The organism is Geodermatophilus sp. URMC 64 (genome assembly GCF_053502555.1).
The window spans coordinates 4,217,814-4,235,417 of sequence record NZ_CP199955.1; the positions used below are offsets into that span (position 1 = coordinate 4,217,814).

A 17,604-nucleotide genomic window follows, 5' to 3' on the forward strand; every position below is an offset into this window, starting at 1 on the left:
TGATCGTGCGCGCCCCAAAGTCGTTGGCGCGGCGTCGTACCGGCCGAGTAGACACGTCCCGTGCCCGAATTCGACGCCCAGCTCCGCCCCGCCACCCGCGACGACTACCCGCGGTTCTGGCGGGCCCTCTACGACGTGTTCGGCGAGGAGCCGACCGGCCCGTACCTCGAGGAGCCGGCGCCGACCGCCGAGCTGGAGCGCTCGCTGGCCCTCTGGGACGGCGACCGCGTCGTCGCGACGTCGGGCATCTACAGCCTCGAGATGACCGTGCCCGGCGCCGTCGTCCCGATGGCCGGCATCACCTGGATCACCGTCTCCCCCACCCACCGCCGGCAGGGCGTGCTCACCTCGATCATGCGGCGCCAGCTCACCGAGCTGCACGAGCAGGAGCGCGAGCCGGTGGCCGCGCTGTGGGCCGCCGAGTACCCCATCTACGGCCGGTACGGGTACGCGCCGGCGACCTACCGCGGCGGCCTGACCGGCCGGGTCGAGCGGCTGAGGCTGCGGTCCGACGTCGAGCTCGGCAAGGGCCGGGTCGACCTGGTGGACGTCGAGGCCTACCGGGCCGCGGCGATGCCGATCCACGACCAGCTGCGCCGGCTCGTGCCCGGCAACCTCGCCCGCGACGACCGGTGGTGGGACCGCGCGCTGCGCGACGTCCCCGAGAACCGCAACGGCGCCACGGCGCTGCGCCACCTGCTGCACACCGAGCCCGACGGCACCGTCACCGGCTACGCCGCCTACCGGGTGAAGGCCACGTGGACCGACACGAGCGAGCCCGACGGCACGCTGACCGTCGAGGAGATCCGGGCGACCAGCACGCCGGCCTACGCGGCGCTGTGGCAGTTCCTGCTCTCGGTCGACCTGGTCCGCCACGTGCGCTACCCCATGGCCTCGGACGACGACCCGCTCCGGTACCTGCTCGCCGACGCCCGCGCGCTGCACGCCCAGCCGGTCGACGCGCTCTGGGTCCGGCTGGTGAACGTCGACCGCGCGCTGGCCGCCCGCCGCTACCCCGCGCCGGTCAACCTGGTCCTGGAGGTGCGCGACCGGTTCTGCCCGTGGAACGACGGCCGCTGGCACCTGCGCGGCACCCCGGCCGGCGCGTTCTGCGCCCGCACCGACGCCGACGCCGACCTGGTCGTGGACGTCGAGGCGCTGGCCTCGGCCTACCTGGGCGGGGTCTCGCTGGCCACGCTGCAGGCGGCCGGGCGGGTGACCGAGGTCAGCCCCGGCGCGGTCGTCCAGGCGTCGACCGCGTTCGGCTGGCCGGTCTCCCCCTGGTGCCCCGAGGAATTCTGAAAGGACCCCGCTGCTCCCCACGCCTCGCACGCTCGGCGCGGGCCCCTGCAGCGGGGCCGTCCTTCATCGTCCGATGGCGGCCGCGGCGTTGAGAATGCCCTCGCCGTAGAGGCCGTTGACGTCCGTCGTCCCCTCGCAGACGGCGTTGAACTCCGGCGGGCGCCCCTCGTCGGTGTAGTCCTCGACCCCGCCCGCGGGGCAGGCGTGGTCGGTGGCCGAGCGGGTGAGGATCCGCGCCACGGTGTCCGGGTCCAGGCCGCGCCCGCCGTGGCCGGTGGAGTGACCGTAGCGTTCGATGACGAGCGCCGCTGCCCCGGCGACGTGCGGCGAGGCCATCGAGGTGCCCTGCAGGTACGTGTAGAAGCCGCAGGTCCCCGCCGGAACGCAGTACTGCACAGAGAACTCGTCGGCCGGGGTGCCGTCCGGGTTGGCCAGCTTCTCGGCGATCGCCACGTGCAGGGGGTAGGCCGACAGGATCAGGTTGCCGGGGGTCTGGAACGCGTCGGTGCCGACGTTGTCCCGGAACCAGCCGCCCGGCGCCGCGAGGTCGACCTCGCCGAGGCCGTAGTTCGAGTAGTCGGCCTTCGTGGTGGACGGGCCGACGGCGGAGACCGACAGCACGTCCGGTGCCTCCGTCGGCAGGTTCAGGCAGGTGTTCGCCACCACCCGGCGCCGGGCGGTGTCCGGCGGGTAGTCCGGGCTGGTCTCGTCGGCCCGCGTCGGCGCGTCCAGGTCCGTGACGTCGTTCCCGGCCGCCGCCACCATGGTGACGCCGCGCCGGTGGGCGTAGGCGGTCGCCGCCAGGATCAGGCGACGGGTCAGCTGCTGCTGGGCCAACTCCTCGTCGGTGACGTCCCCCTCGACGTACTCGTCCCGCGAGCCGCAGTTGAACAGCCACGGGTCGGTGTAGAAGCTCATGTTCACGACGTCGAGGCGCTGGTCGGCCGCGTACACCAGGGCCTTCACGGTCTCGTAGAGGAAGAAGAAGCCGGAGTCCTGGCCGGCCCGGACGTTGACCAGCGTCGCCTCGGGGGCCACCCCGCCGATCCCGAAGCCGTTGTCGGCCGCGGCCACGATGCCGGCCACGTGGGTGCCGTGCCCGCCGTCGTCCACGTCGGCCGGATCGACGCACCCGGCCGCCTCGCACGGCCCGTCGATGTCCGGGATGTCGGTGACGAAGTTCCGCGACCGCTCGCGGTCGAAGTTGGGCGCGATGTCCGGGTGGCTCGCGTCGATGCCGGTGTCGATGATCCCGACGTCGACACCGCGCCCGGTGGCCCGGCGCTGGGCGTCCTCGGCCTGGATCATCGCCATGTCCCACTGCCGGTCGGCCAGCGGCTCGGTGCCCGGGACGGTGCCGGGCCCGCGCCCCGAGCCGGAGGCGCCACGGCCCTCCGCGCCCTGCGGCCGCTCGGTGACGTACCGGTGCGGCATGCCCGGCCGAGCGGTGCCGATCGACTGGTTGTGCGCCGCCCCGGTGATCCCGCCCCGGGCACGGACGTCGGCCAGGAAGCCGGCATCGGCCGAGGAGACCCGGGCCAGCCCGACCTGCGCGGTCACGTCCTCGACCGTGCCGCCCGCGGCCTCGATCGCCGCGGTCGCCGCCTCGGGGCTGCCGGTGAAGGCGACCACGTACTCCTCGGTGCCGGTCGACGGCGCGGCCTGCGCGGTCGCCGCCGGCACCGCGATCGTCGCGGCCACGGTCACGGCGACGACGCCGAGGGTTCTGGTCGTACGGACGCGTCGGGTCACCGGAGCGCTCCAGGCAGGTGCAGGCGGCCGCCGGTCGGCCGCGTCGTCCCCCGTTGCTGCCGCGCGGACCAGTACAGCCGACGCACAGGGACGCCGCCGGGCGGAACGCGACCTTCCCGCCGCGGGTGGCAGGGTCGGCCGAACCGGTTCCGGCGTTCCCGCGCACCGCTCGGCAAGGCTTGCCACCGGTTCCGGAGCGGACCGCAGGAATTGCCGTCAGCGGGGCTGCGCGCCGTCCCACTCGTCGAGCGGGGCGCAGTGCCAGCGCCAGGAGCTCACCTGTTCCCGGCCGGGCAGCGCGGCCCGGCCGGTGGCCCACCGCAGCGTGGCGCACGGGTCGCCGTCGGCCTCCGCCCACGGGAACAGCCGGGCCAGGACGGCGTCGGCGAGATCGGCGGGCGGCGTCCAGGGCAGGCCCAGCGCCTCGGCGACGTCGCCGGCGTGCACGAGCAGCTCCGCGCAGCCCATCCCGGCGAAGCCGGAGGCGTCGGCGAGGCCCCAGTCGTGCCAGCCGCGCTCATCAGGCCCGGCGCCGTCGACGGTGCGGGCGAGGACGGTGGCCGCGCCATCGAGCTGGCGCAGCAGCTCGGGCAGGCCGACGTCCGTCCGCGGGGTGAGCCGGAAGGCGCCGGTCTCGGCCGGCCCGGCCGCGAGGTCCTGGGCGTACCAGACCAGGACCGTGCTCAGGTGCGCGGCGACGCCCGCGACGTCGGTCGCCACGATCGGCACCGGCGCCCTGGCGTCCGGTGCCGTGGCGAAGACCTCCCGGGCGGCGGCCGCCGCCCGCCGGAGCTCCTCCCCCGTCACGCCTCGGTGTGCGTGGGCAGCCCGCCGGCCGGGCGGTGCCGGTCGCGCTCGTAGTCGCTGACCATGCCGATCCGGCGGATGTGCCGCGCATCGCCGCTGAACGGGGTCTCGAGGAAGAGCAGGACGAGCTCGGCGGCCTCCTCGGCGCCGTGCTGCCGGCCGCCGACCGCGATCACGTTGGCGTCGTTGTGCTGGCGGGCCAGCGCGGCGGTGTCGCGGTTCCAGGCCAGCGCGGCGCGGATGCCGGGGACCTTGTTCGCGGCGATCTGCTCGCCGTTGCCCGAGCCGCCCAGGACGACGCCCAGCGTGCCCGGCTCGGCCACCACCCGCTCGCCGACCTCGAAGCAGAACGGCGGGTAGTCGTCCTCGGGGTCGTAGACGTGGGCTCCGCAGTCGACCGGCTCGTGACCGGCCTCCGCGAGCACCTTCACCAGGTGTTCCTTGAGCTCGTAGGCGGCGTGGTCGGCACCGAGGAAGACGCGCATGGCGAGGAGTCTGTCAGGCTCCGCCCGTGGCGGTGCTGGGGGTGGACGGCTGGCGCGGGCAGTGGGTCGGGGCGCTGCTGGACGGCCGTTCGGTGACCCTCCTGGTGCTGTCCGACGCCGCCGCGGCGCTCGCCGTCGAGGGCGTCGAGGTGATCGGCATCGACATGCCGATCGGTCTCTCGGACGACGGACCGCGCGCCTGCGACGTCGCCGCGCGCCGGCTGCTCGGCCGCGCCGGCAGCTCGGTCTTCCCCGCCCCCGTGCGGCCGGTGCTCGCGGCGGCGGACTACGCGGAGGCCTGCCGGATCAGCCGGGCTGCCTCCGGGCGGGCGATGTCGGTGCAGACCTGGAACCTGGTGCGCTCGATCGCCGACGTCGACCGCGCGCTGGGCGACCCGCCCGACCCCCGCGTGCACGAGGTCCATCCCGAGATGGCGTTCCGGACGCTGGACGAGCGCGTCGCCTCTCCGAAGGCCACCGCCCGCGGGCTGGCGGAGCGGATCCGGGCGCTGGAGCCGGCGATGGACGTCCTCGACGCGCTCGCTGCCGCGCCGGCGCGGGTGCCGGCGGTCGACTGCCTCGATGCCTGCGCGGCGGCCTGGTCGGCGCGGCGCCTCGCGGAGCGTGCCGCGTCGTCCGTGGGCGACGACGTCCGCGACGCCCGCGGCCGCCCCATGCGCATCTGGTGGTGAAGCCGTCGGTCAGAGGCCGAGGGCGGTCACCATCGCCGCGCGGGTCCGGGGACCGACGATGCCGTCGACCGTGAGCCGCTGGACCCGCTGGAAGTCACGGGTCGCCCGGTCCGTGATGGGTCCGAACTGCTCGTCGACGGCGATGTCACGCTCGAGGGCCTGGAGCAGGCGCCACTGCCAGGTTGCGACCGCCGCCCCGCTGTCGCCTTGCCGCAGCAACTGGTTGCCCGTGCCGGGTTCGGCGTGCCGGACGTCGACGGCGACACGGCTGGGATCGGTGAGGGTGAACGCGCTCAGGCCGGTCCTGGCCGCCACGCCGATCCCCCAGGTGAGCACGGCCTCGAAGTCGCCCGCGTCAGCGACCTGGCGGAAGGCCGCGAAGCCGGTGAGGTCGGGAAGGGGGCCGGTGAACGTCGGTGTCGCGTCCTCGCGGTGTGCGGCCGCGGGCTGGATGACGATCTCGACGACGGCCCGCCCGCGCAGCGGGATCGGGTTCCCCGTTCCGTCCTCGACCAGTTGGTCCACGTACTGCACGCGCATGCCCGGGACCGGTCCTTCGAAGTCGAAGACCAGTCGGTCGAAGTCCTTGTTGCGGCCGGCGCGGACGCGGACCAGCAGAGCCACGCCGTCCCCGGCGGGGGTCCACTGGATCGGGCCCTCGGTCGTGCTCCGCGATGCCGCCTCGCCGAGAAGATCGGTCATGGCGACAGGGAACCGCCCGGCCGTCACGAGGACGTCAACGGCCCGTCACGGGACCTTGATCACCGGCCTACCCCTGCCGTCGCCGCGCCATGGCCAGCGCGATCAGGTGACGCCGCGGTGACATATCCGGCTCTAGCGTCCCATGGGTGGAAATCCCTGGAAGGAGAGTCAGATGACCGTTCTGTGTGATTTCAACACGGTCATTGGAGACAACCCTGTAGCGGTGAATCCTACGGGGATCGGCGCGGAGGTGCCGCTCGGGAATCCCTTCTCTGCAGGTGGTCGCATCGCTAGCAACACGGAGACGGGACCGGAAGGTGCGCTGCTGATCTTCTCCATCAGGAACATGACGGGCACCGCGCAGGTGTTCGTCAACGACAGCAATGAGGCCGTCGGCGTCATCCGACCTTCTCCGGGTACAGCGTGGTCCACGCAGATCATTGCGATGGCCGGCTTCCGGCTCAACGGGGCCGACGGGAACGTCAACCGGATCAGACTGAGGGATGTGACGGATGCATTCGAGATAAAGGATCTCGTCTGCTTCTACCACCAGAATTCTTGACCGTCGTCCTCGGCCTGCGGACCCGGATCAGCTCGCCGCCAGCCGCGGGCCGGAGACCGCCGACCTCCGAGGCCCGTCAGGTGACGCGGCGGACGACCGAGAGTGGCAACACCCGCAGCAGCGTGGCGACGGGGCGCCACGGCCACTCGGGCACGTAGGCGCGCGCCGGTTCCCGCTCGATCGCGGCGGTCAGCGCGTCGACGCCCTTGTCGAGGTCGACGGTGAACGGCCCGCGGCGGCCGACGTTGATGTCGGTGGCGATGAAGCCGGGCAGGATCGTCGTCACCACGATCCGGCTGCCGTGGACGTCGGAGCGGATGCCCTCGGCCAGCGAGTTCAGCGCCGCCTTGCTCGCGCCGTACGCGGTCCGGGTCTGGCGCATGCCGCGGATGCCGGCGACCGACGAGATGACCACCAGGTGCCCCGCGCCCTGGGCGCGGAACAGCTCCATCGCCGCCTCGCAGGTGGCGTGCGTCCCGAGCACGTTGGTGGCGAGGACGGCGCGGTTGAGCGCCGCCTTGCCGGTGCCGACCGACGCGCCCTTGCCGATGCCGGCGTTGGCGACGACCCGGTCGAAGCCACCGAGCCGGTCGGCCAGCGCCGGGATCACCGTGGCGACCGCGTCCGGGTCGTCGATGTCGAGCGCCGCGGTCTCCACGCGGACGCCGGGGTGCGCCGCGAGCAGCTCCTTCTTCAGCACTTCGAGGCGGTCGGTGCGGCGGGCGACGAGGGCGAGGCCGCGGCCCATGGCAGCGAACCGGCGGGCCAGGCCCTCGCCGAGGCCGGAGCTCGCGCCGGTGATCAGGATGCGCTGACGGAGGGGGTGCGGCACCGCGTCAGCATGCCGCACCCCCTCCGACGGTGCTCTGTCGCGATGGAGCGCGAATCAGTGCTTGGTGACCGCGAGGGTGTCCGCGGGCACCGAGTCCATGTCGGGGCCCTCGGTGCGGGTGCGCTTGAGCTCCCAGAACGAGGGCAGGTTGGCCAGCAGGACGGCGCCGTCGAAGGCCTTGCCGGCGTCCTCACCGGTGGGCACCTTGCTGATCACCGGGCCGAAGAAGGCGACGCCGTCGATGTGCATGACCGGCGTGCCGACGTCCTCCCCGACCGGGTCCATGCCCGCGTGGTGGCTGGCCTCGAGCGCCTCGTCGTACTCGGTAGACGTCGCCGCGTCGGCCAGTTCGGCCGGCAGGCCGACCTTCTCCAGGGCCGGGACGACGATCTCGTCGAGCTCCAGCTTCTCGTGGTGCCGCAGCGTGCCCATGGCGGTGTAGAGGTCGCCGAGCACCTCGTCGCCGAACTTCTGCGCCGCCGCGATGAGCACGCGGACCGGGCCGATGGCCTTCTCCATCATCGCCTGGTAGTCCTCGGGCAGGTCGCGGCCGCGGTTGAGCACCGACAGCGACATGACGTGCCAGTGGATGTCCAGGTCGCGCACCTTGGCCGCCTCCAGCACCCAGCGGCTGGTCAGCCAGGCCCACGGGCACAGCGGGTCGAACCAGAAGTCCACGCGCGCGGTGGTGGGGGCGCTGTGCACTGCCTCGGTCATCGTCGGGTGCTCCTCGGAAAAGTCGTGGGGCGGCAGGACCGCCGGTGCTACGTCACTGGAAAGTCTTCCCGCGCAACGGTTGTTCCCTCAACGATCGGGTGTTCCGGCCGGACGGCGGAGCGGATCCGTCGTCCCCGCGTGGGAAGCTGCCGTGCGTGGCCGTACCCAACCTGACCCGTGATGACGCCGCCGCCCGCGCCGAGCTGCTGGCCGTGCAGTCCTACGACCTGTCCCTCGACGTGACCGACGGTGCCGGGCACCCGGGCGACAAGACCTTCCGGTCGACGACGACGGTGGAGTTCACCTGCCGCCGGCCGGGCGCGGACACCTTCATCGACCTCATCGCCGAGCAGGTGCGCTCGGCGACGCTGAACGGCGCCGAGCTGGACGTCAGCACCTACACCGAGGAGGGCGGCCTGCCGCTGCGCGGCCTCGCGGAGCACAACACCCTCACCATCGACGCCGACTGCCGGTACTCCAACACCGGCGAGGGTCTGCACCGCTTCGAGGACCCGGAGGACGGCCAGGTCTACCTCTACAGCCACTTCGAGCCGGCCGAGGCCAAGCGGATGTTCGCCTGTTTCGACCAGCCCGACCTCAAGGGCGTCGTCACCGTGCACGTGACCGCCCCCTTCGACTGGCAGGTCGTCTCCAACACCGGCGGGCGCACCATCGAGGCCGGCCCGGGCGGGTCGCAGCTGGTGCACTTCGCGCCGACCAAGCGGCTCTCCACGTACCTGGTCGCGCTCATCGCCGGGCCCTACGCCCGCGTCACCGACTCGCACGACGGCATCCCGCTCGGGCTGTACTGCCGCGCGTCGCTGGCCAAGCACCTCGACCCGGACGAGCTGTTCCGGGTCACCAAGCAGGGCTTCGACTTCTACCACCGGGTCTTCGACTACCCGTACCCGTTCGACAAGTACGACCAGCTCTTCGTGCCGGAGTTCAACGCCGGGGCCATGGAGAACGCCGGCGCGGTGACCTTCCTCGAGGACTACGTCTTCCGCTCCAAGGTCAGCCGCGCCCGCTACGAGCGGCGGGCCGAGACGGTGCTGCACGAGCTGGCCCACATGTGGTTCGGCGACCTGGTGACCATGCGCTGGTGGGACGACCTGTGGCTCAACGAGTCCTTCGCCACCTACATCAGCACGCTGTGCCAGGCCGAGGCCACCGAGTACGAGACCGCGTGGACGACGTTCGCCAACACCGAGAAGGCGTGGGCCTACGCGCAGGACCAGCTGCCCTCGACCCACCCGATCGCCGCCGACATGGTCGACGTCGCGGCGGTGGAGGTGAACTTCGACGGCATCACCTACGCCAAGGGCGCCTCGGTGCTCAAGCAGTTCGTCGCCTACGTCGGGCGCGAGGAGTTCCTCGCCGGGATCCGGCGGTACTTCCGCAAGCACGAGTACGGCAACACGACGCTGGCCGACCTGCTCGGCCCGCTGTCGGAGAGCACCGGCCGCGACCTCTCGCAGTGGTCGGACCAGTGGCTGCGCACCAGCCAGGTGAACACGCTGCGGCCGGTCTTCGAGCTGACGGACGACGGCCGGTACACGAGCTTCGCGATCGAGCAGACCGCCGTCCCGGAGCACCCGGTGCTGCGCGACCACCGGCTGGCCGTCGGCCTGTACAACTCGGGCCCGCAGGGGCTGACCCGCAGCTCGCGGGTGGAGCTCGACGTGAGCGGCGCGCGCACCGAGGTGCCCGAGCTGGCCGGTCACCCGGCGGCGGACCTGGTGCTGGTCAACGACGACGACCTGACCTACGCCAAGCTGCGGCTCGACGAGCGCTCGCTGGCCACCCTGCGGGAGCGGATCGGCACGATGCCCGACTCGCTGGCGCGGGCGCTGTGCTGGTCGGCGGCGTGGGACATGACCCGCGACGCCGAGCTGCCCGCCCGCGAGTGGGTCGAGCTGGTCCTCTCGGGGGTGGACGCCGAGAGCGAGATCAGCGTCGTCCAGGCGCTGCTGGCCCGGGTGCAGTCCGCGCTGTCGTCCTACGCCGACCCGGCGTGGGCCCCGGAGGGCTGGACGGCGCTGGCGGACAAGGCGCTGGCCGCGCTGTACAAGGCGGCGCCGGGCAGCGACCAGCAGCTGCAGTGGTCGCGCACGTTCGCCGCCGCCGCCCGCACCGAGGAGCACGCGGAGGTGCTGCGCGGGCTGCTCGACGGCTCGGTCGTCTTCGACGGCCTCCCGGTCGACGCCGACGCCCGCTGGGCGTTCCTGCACGGCCTGGTCGCCATCGGCGCCGCCGGGCCGGCGGAGATCGACGCGGAGGCCGAGCGCGACGCCACCGCGACCGGCATCCGGCGGACCGCCACGGCGCGGGCGCTGCTGCCGACCGCGGAGGCCAAGGAGCTGGCCTGGCAGCGGGCCTTCCACGACGACGAGATCCCGAACGCCGTCCACGAGGCGCTGCTGCTCGGCTTCTGGCACCCCGCGCAGCGCGAGCTCACCAGCGGCTACGTGGAGCGGTACTTCGCCGACATCCGGCCGCTGTGGGACCGCCGGCCGGGCGAGATCGCGAAGAACGCCGTCCAGTACCTGTTCCCGCCGGTCGTCGAGGAGCGGACGGTCGCGGCCGCCGACGCCTGGCTCTCCGCGCCGGACCACCCGCAGTCGCTGCGCCGGCTGGTCTCCGAGGGCCGCGACGGCATCGCCCGGGCGCTGCGCTGCCGGGAGTGCGACGCCGCCGCTAGCAGCTGAGGCGACGCGAGGGCCCGGCCCGGCGGCTGCCGGACCGGGCCCCCGGTCGTTCGCGTCAGTGAGCGGTGCGGTGGCGCAGGCGGCCGGCCTGGTCGGACATCTGGCGCAGGCCGTTGACGATGCCGCCGACGAGGTCACCGCCGGCGAAGGACGTCGTCATCGACAGCACGGCCAGCGCACACGCGCGGTCGGGCACGCGGCGGGCGGCCGCAGCACCGGTGACCACCTCGATCACTCGCTGGCCCGGCGACAGCGCCAGGAGAATGGAGTGGTCGGGGTCCTCGCCGGAGGAGGCGTGCAGCTCCTCGGCGCGCAGCCGGGTGCGCTGGCCGAGGTCGCCGATGTAGAGGGTGAACCGCAGCCCCGTCTCGCGGGAGGCCATGGTCAGCGCCTCGTCGAGGCGGGCCAGCTCCTGCCACGTGAAGATCTCGTCCGGCGCCGCCTCCTCGTGGACGGTGGGGGCGGTCTCCTCGGTGGCCGTGTCGTGGGGCTCGGCCTCGAGCGCGCGGGTCATCGCCGGTCTCCGGAGGGGGTCAGGGGGTCGATGGGGGTCACGGGCCGGTCACCAGGTCCCGCGGGCGCCGCCGCGCGGGCCGCCGGGCACCGGGGTGGCGGAGCCGCTCGCGGCGCCGGAGGTGAGCGCGGCGCGGGTGGCGCCGGCCTCCAGGGCGGCATGGCCGCCCCCGTGCCCGCCGCCGTGGCCGGTGGCCTCGGGGTGCGGCTCGTACCAGACGGGCGCGTGCTGCCAGGGCTGGCCCGGCTTGTACCGGGGGCGCTTGCGCCGGCCCGGCACCAACGTCAGCAGCGCCAGCACCGCGATCACGGCCAGCGGTGCGACGACGTAGACGAGGATGGTCTCGACGACGGTCACGGCGACAACTTACCGGGGCACCTGGCGATTCTCGTCACCACCTGGGGCGGCGTCGCCGCGCCCCCGCCCGGGCGGCCCCGGGGCGGGTAGACAGACGGCATGGACCTGAGCCGATCCACCGCGGAGGCCTGTGACGCCGCCGATCCCCTGGCCGGCTTCCGCGCCCGGTTCGCGGGCACGGACGACGACGGCCCGGACCGGCTGCTCTACCTCGACGGCAACTCGCTGGGCCGGATGCCGCGGGAGACCCCGGCCGCGCTGGCGAGGGTGGTGGAGACGGAGTGGGCGGGCGGGCTGATCGGCTCGTGGTCGACCTGGATCGATCAGGCAGGGCGCATCGGCGACGTCCTGGCCGCCGGCGCGCTCGGGGCCGGGCCGGGTGAGGTGCTGGTCGCCGACTCCACGTCGGTGAACCTCTACAAGCTGCTGGTCGCCGGGGCGGACGCCCGCCCAGGGCGGGACGTGCTGGTCTGCTGCGCTGACGACTTCCCGACCGACCGCTACATCGTCTCGGGGGTGGCCGCGGCGAGGGGGATGACAGTGCGGGAGGTGCCGGCCGACATCGACGAGGGCCTCGACCCGGCGGTGCTCGCGGCGGCCCTGGACGAGCGGGTCGCCGTCGTCGTCCTGTCGTCGGTGGCCTACCGCTCGGGGGCGCTGCTCGACGTCCCGGCCGTCACGCGGCTGGTGCACGACGCCGGCGCCCTGGTGCTCTGGGACCTCTCGCACGCGGCCGGCGCGGTCGCCACCGACCTGGCCGGGTCCGCGGCGGATCTCGCCGTGGGCTGCACCTACAAGTACCTCAACGCCGGCCCGGGGGCGCCGGCCTTCCTCTACGTGCGCCGGGACCTCCACGACCAGCTGCGCCAGCCGATCTGGGGCTGGTTCGGGCAGCAGGACCAGTTCGCGATGGGGCCGGTGTACGTCCCGGTACCCGGCATCGAGCGGTTCGGCGTCGGCACCCCGCCGGTGGTGGCGATGGCGGCGGTCGAGGTCGGCGCCCGGCTGGTCGCCGAGGCCGGCGTCGAGCGGCTGGCCGCCAAGGGGCGGGCGATGACCGAGCTGATCGTCGCGCTCGCCGACGAGTGGCTCGGCCCGCAGGGCGTCGCGCTGGCCTCGCCGCGGGACGCCGGCCGCCGCGGCTCGCACGTCACCGTCGCCCATCCGGCGGCCTGGCAGCTGACCCAGGCGCTGATCGACCGGCGGGTGGTGCCCGACTACCGCACCCCCGACCGGGTGCGGCTGGGGCCCGCGCCGCTCTACACCCGCTTCGTCGACGTCTGGGACGCGATGGACCGGTTCCGCGAGCTGCTCGCGAGCGGCGACTTCGAGCGCTACCCCGCCGAGCTCGGCCGCGTGACCTGACGGCGCGGTACCTTCCCCGGTCGTGCGGCGGCTGCTGATCGACCTGCGCCCGCTGCGCGCCTCGCCGGACTTCCGGCGGCTGTTCCTCGGCTCGGCCGTGTCGCAGCTCGGCGGCCAGATGACCACCTTCGCGGTGATGCTGCAGATCTTCCGGATCACCGACTCCTCGGCCGCGGTCGGCGGCGTCGGGCTGGCCGCGGCGATCCCGTCGCTCGTCGTCGGGCTGTTCGGCGGCCCGCTCATCGACTCGGTCGACCGGCGCCGGCTGGTGCTCGCCATGAGCAGCTGCCTGGCGCTGGTCTCGCTCGCGTTCGCCGTGCAGGCCTTCGCCGGCAACCGGAACGTCTGGCTGCTCTACGTCCTGGTCCTGGTGCAGAACGCCTTCACCGCGGTCAACGGGCCGGCCCGGCGCACGTTCGTCCCGCGGCTGCTCGGCCCGTCGCTGCTGCCGGCCGGCGCCGCGCTGACCATGCTGTCGATGCACGTGAGCCTGGTGGCCGGCCCGCCGCTGGCCGGGCTGCTCACCGCCTCCGCGGGCTTGAGGTACTGCTACCTCGTCGACGCGCTCACGTTCCTGGCCTCGCTCTACGCCGTCCTGCGGCTGCCGGCCATGCGCCCGGAGGGTCAGGGCAGCGGGCGCGGCCCGCGTGCGGTCGCCGAGGGGCTGCGGTTCGTCCACGGCTCCAAGCCAGTGCTCGGCGCGCTGCTCACGGACCTCTCGGCCACCGCGCTGGCCATGCCGATCGCGCTGTTCCCGGCGATCAACGCCGAGCGCTTCGGCGGCTCGCCGCAGACGCTCGGGCTGCTCACCGCCGCGCTGGCGGCCGGCGGGATCCTCGGCTCGGCGCTGTCCGGGCCGGTCTCCCACGTGCACCGGCACGGCCGGGCGATGCTCCTCGCCACGGTCGTCTGGGGCGCCGGGCTGATCGGCTTCGGCCTGGTCGAGGGGCTGGCCGCCTCGCTGGCCTGCCTGGCCGCCGCCGGGACGGCGGACGTCCTCAGCGTGGTCTTCCGGACGGCGCTGATAAAGACGGTGACGCCGGACCGCTACCGGGGCCGGGTCAGCGCGGTCGAGTAAGTCGTCGGCGCCGGCGCCCCGGAGCTCGGCAACTTCCGGGCCGGCGTGCTCGGCTCGCTGGTCGGGCCCGGCCCCGCGGCGGCCATCGGCGGGATCTCCAGCCTGGTCGGCACCGCGGCGATCACGCTGGCGCTCCCGGCCCTGGCCCGGTTCCGCACCCCCCGCGAGCCGGTGGCGCCCTGATCGCTCATGAGTGCGCGAAGACCACCAGGTTCTCGGTGGCGGCCGGTCCTCCGGCGCGCTGGAAGCACGTGATGAGCACCAGCCGTCCCGGCTCGGCCGCCCAGACCTCGGCCGCGCCGGGCAGCGCGTCCTTGGCGTACCGCTCCGTGCGCTCGACGGTGTAGCGGACCGCACCGCCGGGGGTGCGCACCTCGATGACGTCGCCGGACTCGAGCGTGCTGCGCCGGTGCCCGGCCAGCAGCGGGTCGAAGCCGTCGCTGCCGCGCCCCGCCGCGTGCGCGGCCAGGTACAGGGTGTTGTCCGACTGCTCCGGCGCGGCGACCGGCGCCCCGTACGGCTCGATCCAGTAACCCGCGGTGAGCAGCGGCGGGTCGATCACGCCGTCCTCCGGCGACAGCGGCAGCAGCGGCAGGTCCAGGCCCACCGCGGGGATGACCACGTGGATCTCCGACGACGGTGTGTACCGCGCGACCGGGGTCGGCGGAGGCGCCGACGGCTGCTCCGCGGACGGCGCCGGTGCGGTCGTCGCCGCCGGCGGGGCGGCCGCCACCGCGGCCACGGGAGCGCGCTCGACTCCCCCGGAGAGCCCGACGACGACGAGCACCGCCCCCGCGACCGCGAGCAGGGCCGCGGCCGCCAGCGCCGCGGCCCTGCGGTGGGACCGGCTCAGTCGGCGCACGCCGCTCCCGCGCGGCGCGCCTTCCGACCCGAGCGCAGCACCACCGCGGTGCAGACCCCGGCGGCCAACAGCATCCCGGCGCCGAGAGCCACGAGGGCGGACGAGGGCCCGCCGGCGCCGTCGGCCGGCGGCTCGGTCCACCCGGTGTCCGACCGGAGGCCCGCATTGCTCGCCGCCTGGGGCACGGCGGGCGCGGCGGGGACGTCGAGCTCCACCCCGATGACGGAGACGGCGGCGGTCGAGCCCTCCAGCAGGGAGAGGCTGTACTGCCCGGGCCGGAGGTCGGCCGGCAGAGCGACCAGGGCGTTGTACGGACCGGTGGCCGTGACGGCGGCGGCCACGGTGGGCACCGCGCCCTCGCTCCCCGGGCCGGCGGCGGCCCCGGCGAGCCCCCCGAGGACCTGCGGTACCCCGTCCCCGTGCGGCGTCGCCGCCGCCTGGGCCGCGGCCGCGGTGAGGTCGATCGGCTCCTCGTCGGTGGGAATGCCGTCGCCGTCGACCGGCATCAGGACCGCCTGCAGGGAGGTGAGGGAGCCGAGTCCCAACGCCCGCAGCGGCGAGCCGGCCGGAACCGTCAGCGCGAAGGAGGAGCCGGCCGTCACCGGGTAAGCCGGGCACCGCTCGCCGGAGGACATGGGGCACGAGGCGGCGCCCATCGCCACCAGCTGGGTGGTCAGCGACCGCACGGAGACGCCGGTCCCGGTGAACTCGAGCGTGTAGGTGAGCGGCAGGATCTCGACGTTCCCACCGGCCACCGGAGCGAGTCCGCCGAACGTCAGGTAGCCGAACGGGCCGTTGGCCAGGTCGTCGGCCGGCAGGGCGACGCTGTACTGGCCGCCGCCCAGGGGGGTCACGGCCAGGTCGTCCGGCGCCGCGGAGGTGCTCGAGTACGTCCGCGTGGGGTCGGCGTCGAGCGACGGGGCCAGGTCCAGGACGACCTCCATGGCCGAGGCGTCGACCTCGGCCGGCACCTGGACGACCGCCGACCCGCCCCACTCCACAGCGACCTCGTCCCACTCGACGGCGCTGTCCGGGTCAGCCGGGTCGAACGCGCCCTCGTTCTCCACCGGAGCCAGGTAGACCATGAGCTCGGGCGGGTCCAGCGGGATGGTCAGCTCCGGGGCCGCGGCGGCGGAGGGCGCCCCCACGAGGCTGGCGAGAAACCCCGCCAGGACCAGCATCCCGGCCTGTGCAGGCAAGGACCGGACAGCGGACATCGGCACGACACCCTTTCCCCGTGGCGCGGCCGCCCGCACCGGTGGAAGCGGAACGTAGGGGTGCCGTTCCGGCGGGCAGCGCAGGAACACGCCGACGTGATCGAGTCGCGCCCACCCGCCGTCACACCCGTCACACCTGAAGGACCCGACCCTCAGGCCGCGGGGATCAGTCCGGGTCCGGGACGCCGATCGGGTTGCCCGGCTCCCACGCGCCCCCGGCCACGATCGCCCGCCGGAGCGGCGCCAGCAGCGCGGCGAGGCGGTCGCAGCGGGTGTCGCCGAGCGCCCGCCACGGCCCGAGCGCCAGCCGGTCGGTGTCGGCCTCGATCGCCGCGACCATCGCGGTGCCCTCGGCGCTGAGGTCCGCGCCGTCCAGCCAGCCGCGGTCGGTCAGGCGCGCGGCCGCGGCATCCCACGCGGCGTCGTCCCACCCCCGGGCCTTCATCAGCCAGCCGCGGTCGGCGCGGCCCGCCGCGGCGGCGAGGACGTGCGCCGCCGTCCCGTCGACCTCCCGCTCGAGCAGCGCGGCGTTGTGCCCGTCGCCGCGGTGCTCCCGGAGCGTGGTCAGGCCCTGCCACAGGACCAGGTGCGGCCGGTCCGGCCCGGGCAGCGCGGCGTTGGCCGCCGCCAGCGGCCGGCCGGGCTGCTCGACCGCCTCGGCGGCGCGCCGGACCAGCTCGGCGGTCTCCGCCGCCTCCGCCGAGGCCAGCCACTCCTCCCCCAGGACCCGCCGGACCGCGGCGTCCACGCCGGCGAGCCGGGCGGCGAGCGCGGCGACCGGCGTCACCGCGTCCCACACGGCCGGGACCCGGCGTGCCACGAACCCCGGCGCGAAGTTGTAGAAGGTGGCGGTGACCACGGCCGGGCCCACGGCGCCGAGCGGCGCGGCGCGGAAGGCGAAGTAGCCGTTCCAGAAGCCGGTCAGCCCGGCGGCCTCGGCGGCGGAGCGGGACTCGGCGGTGAAGTAGGTCAGCGCGTGGTAGGGCTCCCCGAGCGCCCACAGCCGGCGCGCGGTCGCGGGAGACGTCACGCGCTCACGCTCTCGGGCACGCCCAGCCACTCCCGCCACCGCGGGTCGACCGTGCGGGAACCGAGCAGCCGCCAGGCCGCCCCGCTCGGCGTCCGCGGCGGGTGCGGCAGCTTCCAGCCCAGCTCGGCCAGCGACCGGTCGGCCTTGGTGTGGTTGCACCGGCGGCAGGCGGCGACGACGTTGTCCCAGGTGTGCGTGCCCCCGCGGCTCCGGGGGACGACGTGGTCGATGCTGGTGGCCGAGCCGCCGCAGTACACGCAGGTCTGCCCGTCGCGAGTGAAGACGGCGCGGCGCGACAGCGGCACCTGCGCCGGGTACGGCACGCGGACGTAGCGGGTCAGGCGGACCACGACCGGGACCTGCAGGCTGATGGTCTCGGCGTGGATCACCTCCGCCGCGCAATCGACCGCCTCGGCCTTCTCGGCCAGGACGAGCACGATCGCCCGCCGGCTGGAGACGACGCACAGCGGCTCGTACGTGGCGTTGAGCAGCAGCGTGGCGGCGGTCGTGCAACGTGCCGGGGCAGGCGCGAGCGGTCGGTGATGGGGGTCGCGGCGCGGGCCTGGGTGGCCCACCGTCGACGACCCGGGCGCTGGTCGCGGCACGGGGCACCTCCGGACGC

At 74.6% G+C, this 17,604-nt stretch carries 19 protein-coding genes; 7 read left to right on the plus strand and 12 right to left on the minus strand.

Going from position 1 to position 17,604, the window contains the following annotated elements; genetic code table 11:
• The first annotated feature begins 60 nt into the window (after positions 1-60).
• Positions 61-1,302, plus strand: a complete 1,242-nt coding sequence (locus ACWIYF_RS20495) for a GNAT family N-acetyltransferase (RefSeq protein ID WP_448624664.1) — start codon at positions 61-63, stop codon at positions 1,300-1,302.
• A gap of 63 nt (positions 1,303-1,365) precedes the next feature.
• Here ACWIYF_RS20495 and ACWIYF_RS20500 read toward each other — a convergent pair whose 3' ends face one another.
• From ACWIYF_RS20500 to ACWIYF_RS20510, 3 genes are all read right to left on the minus strand, one after another.
• Positions 1,366-3,054, minus strand: coding sequence for a S8 family peptidase (locus ACWIYF_RS20500; protein ID WP_448624665.1), 1,689 nt, complete (start codon positions 3,052-3,054; stop codon positions 1,366-1,368).
• 216 nt (positions 3,055-3,270) lie between these two features.
• Positions 3,271-3,861, minus strand: coding sequence for a hypothetical protein (locus tag ACWIYF_RS20505; RefSeq protein WP_448624666.1), 591 nt, complete (start codon positions 3,859-3,861; stop codon positions 3,271-3,273).
• A complete protein-coding gene (locus tag ACWIYF_RS20510; RefSeq protein ID WP_448624667.1) occupies positions 3,858-4,346 on the minus strand; it encodes a ribose-5-phosphate isomerase in 489 nt (162 codons plus the stop codon). Before ACWIYF_RS20510 ends, ACWIYF_RS20505 begins: the two co-directional genes overlap by 4 nt.
• Positions 4,347-4,372: 26 nt before the next feature.
• Here ACWIYF_RS20510 and ACWIYF_RS20515 point away from each other — a divergent pair, with 26 nt between their 5' ends.
• Positions 4,373-5,038, plus strand: coding sequence for a DUF429 domain-containing protein (locus ACWIYF_RS20515; RefSeq protein WP_448624668.1), 666 nt, complete (start codon positions 4,373-4,375; stop codon positions 5,036-5,038).
• 9 nt (positions 5,039-5,047) lie between these two features.
• On the opposite strand, the gene ACWIYF_RS20520 is transcribed toward ACWIYF_RS20515, so the two are convergent.
• The gene (locus ACWIYF_RS20520; RefSeq protein ID WP_448624669.1) at positions 5,048-5,740 is read right to left on the minus strand and encodes a peptidoglycan-binding domain-containing protein; all 693 of its coding nucleotides are present in this window, start codon (positions 5,738-5,740) and stop codon (positions 5,048-5,050) included.
• Between the two features lie 172 nt (positions 5,741-5,912).
• Between ACWIYF_RS20520 and ACWIYF_RS20525 the strand changes: the two genes are divergently transcribed.
• Entirely contained in the window at positions 5,913-6,302 is a 390-nt protein-coding gene (locus ACWIYF_RS20525) for a hypothetical protein (protein ID WP_448624670.1), read from the plus strand.
• A gap of 76 nt (positions 6,303-6,378) precedes the next feature.
• On the opposite strand, the gene ACWIYF_RS20530 is transcribed toward ACWIYF_RS20525, so the two are convergent.
• Both ACWIYF_RS20530 and ACWIYF_RS20535 read right to left on the minus strand, forming a co-directional pair.
• On the minus strand, positions 6,379-7,134 hold the full coding sequence (locus ACWIYF_RS20530) for an SDR family oxidoreductase (RefSeq protein WP_448624671.1): 756 nt from the start codon (positions 7,132-7,134) through the stop codon (positions 6,379-6,381).
• A gap of 54 nt (positions 7,135-7,188) precedes the next feature.
• Complete coding sequence (locus tag ACWIYF_RS20535; protein WP_448624672.1) at positions 7,189-7,851, minus strand: mycothiol-dependent nitroreductase Rv2466c family protein; 663 nt, start codon at positions 7,849-7,851, stop codon at positions 7,189-7,191.
• A 155-nt stretch (positions 7,852-8,006) separates the two neighbouring features.
• On the opposite strand from ACWIYF_RS20535, the gene pepN reads away from it, so the two are divergent.
• Complete coding sequence (pepN, locus tag ACWIYF_RS20540; protein ID WP_448624673.1) at positions 8,007-10,559, plus strand: aminopeptidase N; 2,553 nt, start codon at positions 8,007-8,009, stop codon at positions 10,557-10,559.
• A gap of 55 nt (positions 10,560-10,614) precedes the next feature.
• Here pepN and ACWIYF_RS20545 read toward each other — a convergent pair whose 3' ends face one another.
• Together ACWIYF_RS20545 and ctaJ are read right to left on the minus strand one after the other, a co-directional pair.
• Positions 10,615-11,073, minus strand: coding sequence for a DUF5130 family protein (locus ACWIYF_RS20545; protein WP_448624674.1), 459 nt, complete (start codon positions 11,071-11,073; stop codon positions 10,615-10,617).
• 48 nt (positions 11,074-11,121) lie between these two features.
• Positions 11,122-11,430, minus strand: a complete 309-nt coding sequence (ctaJ, locus tag ACWIYF_RS20550; protein WP_448624675.1) for an aa3-type cytochrome oxidase subunit CtaJ — start codon at positions 11,428-11,430, stop codon at positions 11,122-11,124.
• A gap of 99 nt (positions 11,431-11,529) precedes the next feature.
• Between ctaJ and kynU the strand changes: the two genes are divergently transcribed.
• From kynU to ACWIYF_RS20565, 3 genes are read left to right on the plus strand one after another with little or no spacing between them, the layout of a single operon-like run.
• Positions 11,530-12,795 carry a kynureninase gene (gene kynU / locus ACWIYF_RS20555; protein ID WP_448624676.1) on the plus strand — a complete coding sequence of 422 codons (1,266 nt, stop codon included), beginning with the start codon at positions 11,530-11,532 and terminating at the stop codon, positions 12,793-12,795.
• Between the two features lie 22 nt (positions 12,796-12,817).
• On the plus strand, positions 12,818-13,873 hold the full coding sequence (locus tag ACWIYF_RS20560) for an MFS transporter (protein ID WP_448624677.1): 1,056 nt from the start codon (positions 12,818-12,820) through the stop codon (positions 13,871-13,873).
• 45 nt (positions 13,874-13,918) lie between these two features.
• Positions 13,919-14,056, plus strand: coding sequence for a hypothetical protein (locus tag ACWIYF_RS20565; RefSeq protein WP_448624678.1), 138 nt, complete (start codon positions 13,919-13,921; stop codon positions 14,054-14,056).
• Positions 14,057-14,060: 4 nt separating this feature from the next.
• Here the strand turns inward: ACWIYF_RS20565 and ACWIYF_RS20570 are convergent, their stop codons facing one another.
• The 4 genes from ACWIYF_RS20570 to ACWIYF_RS20585 form a co-directional block, all read right to left on the minus strand.
• Complete coding sequence (locus ACWIYF_RS20570; RefSeq protein WP_448624679.1) at positions 14,061-14,735, minus strand: class F sortase; 675 nt, start codon at positions 14,733-14,735, stop codon at positions 14,061-14,063.
• Positions 14,723-15,952: a hypothetical protein gene (locus tag ACWIYF_RS20575; protein ID WP_448624680.1), complete on the minus strand. Its 1,230-nt coding sequence runs from the start codon at positions 15,950-15,952 to the stop codon at positions 14,723-14,725. Before ACWIYF_RS20575 ends, ACWIYF_RS20570 begins: the two co-directional genes overlap by 13 nt.
• A gap of 166 nt (positions 15,953-16,118) precedes the next feature.
• The gene (locus ACWIYF_RS20580) at positions 16,119-16,982 is read right to left on the minus strand and encodes an SCO6745 family protein (protein ID WP_448624681.1); all 864 of its coding nucleotides are present in this window, start codon (positions 16,980-16,982) and stop codon (positions 16,119-16,121) included.
• On the minus strand, positions 16,979-17,587 hold the full coding sequence (locus ACWIYF_RS20585; protein WP_448624682.1) for an HNH endonuclease: 609 nt from the start codon (positions 17,585-17,587) through the stop codon (positions 16,979-16,981). The genes ACWIYF_RS20580 and ACWIYF_RS20585 overlap by 4 nt, the downstream gene beginning before the upstream one ends.
• Positions 17,588-17,604: the final 17 nt, after the last annotated feature.

What these genes read in the sequence shown, in the direction of transcription:
- ACWIYF_RS20520 (WP_448624669.1), bottom strand. Translation starts at nt 5,740, where the DNA reads ATGACCGATCTTCTCGGCGAGGCGGCATCGCGGAGCACGACCGAGGGC.
- ACWIYF_RS20575 (WP_448624680.1), bottom strand. Translation starts at nt 15,952, where the DNA reads ATGTCCGCTGTCCGGTCCTTGCCTGCACAGGCCGGGATGCTGGTCCTG.
- ACWIYF_RS20545 (WP_448624674.1), bottom strand. Translation starts at nt 11,073, where the DNA reads ATGACCCGCGCGCTCGAGGCCGAGCCCCACGACACGGCCACCGAGGAG.
- ACWIYF_RS20535 (WP_448624672.1), bottom strand. Translation starts at nt 7,851, where the DNA reads ATGACCGAGGCAGTGCACAGCGCCCCCACCACCGCGCGCGTGGACTTC.
- ACWIYF_RS20510 (WP_448624667.1), bottom strand. Translation starts at nt 4,346, where the DNA reads ATGCGCGTCTTCCTCGGTGCCGACCACGCCGCCTACGAGCTCAAGGAA.
- kynU (WP_448624676.1), top strand. Translation starts at nt 11,530, where the DNA reads ATGGACCTGAGCCGATCCACCGCGGAGGCCTGTGACGCCGCCGATCCC.
- ACWIYF_RS20525 (WP_448624670.1), top strand. Translation starts at nt 5,913, where the DNA reads ATGACCGTTCTGTGTGATTTCAACACGGTCATTGGAGACAACCCTGTA.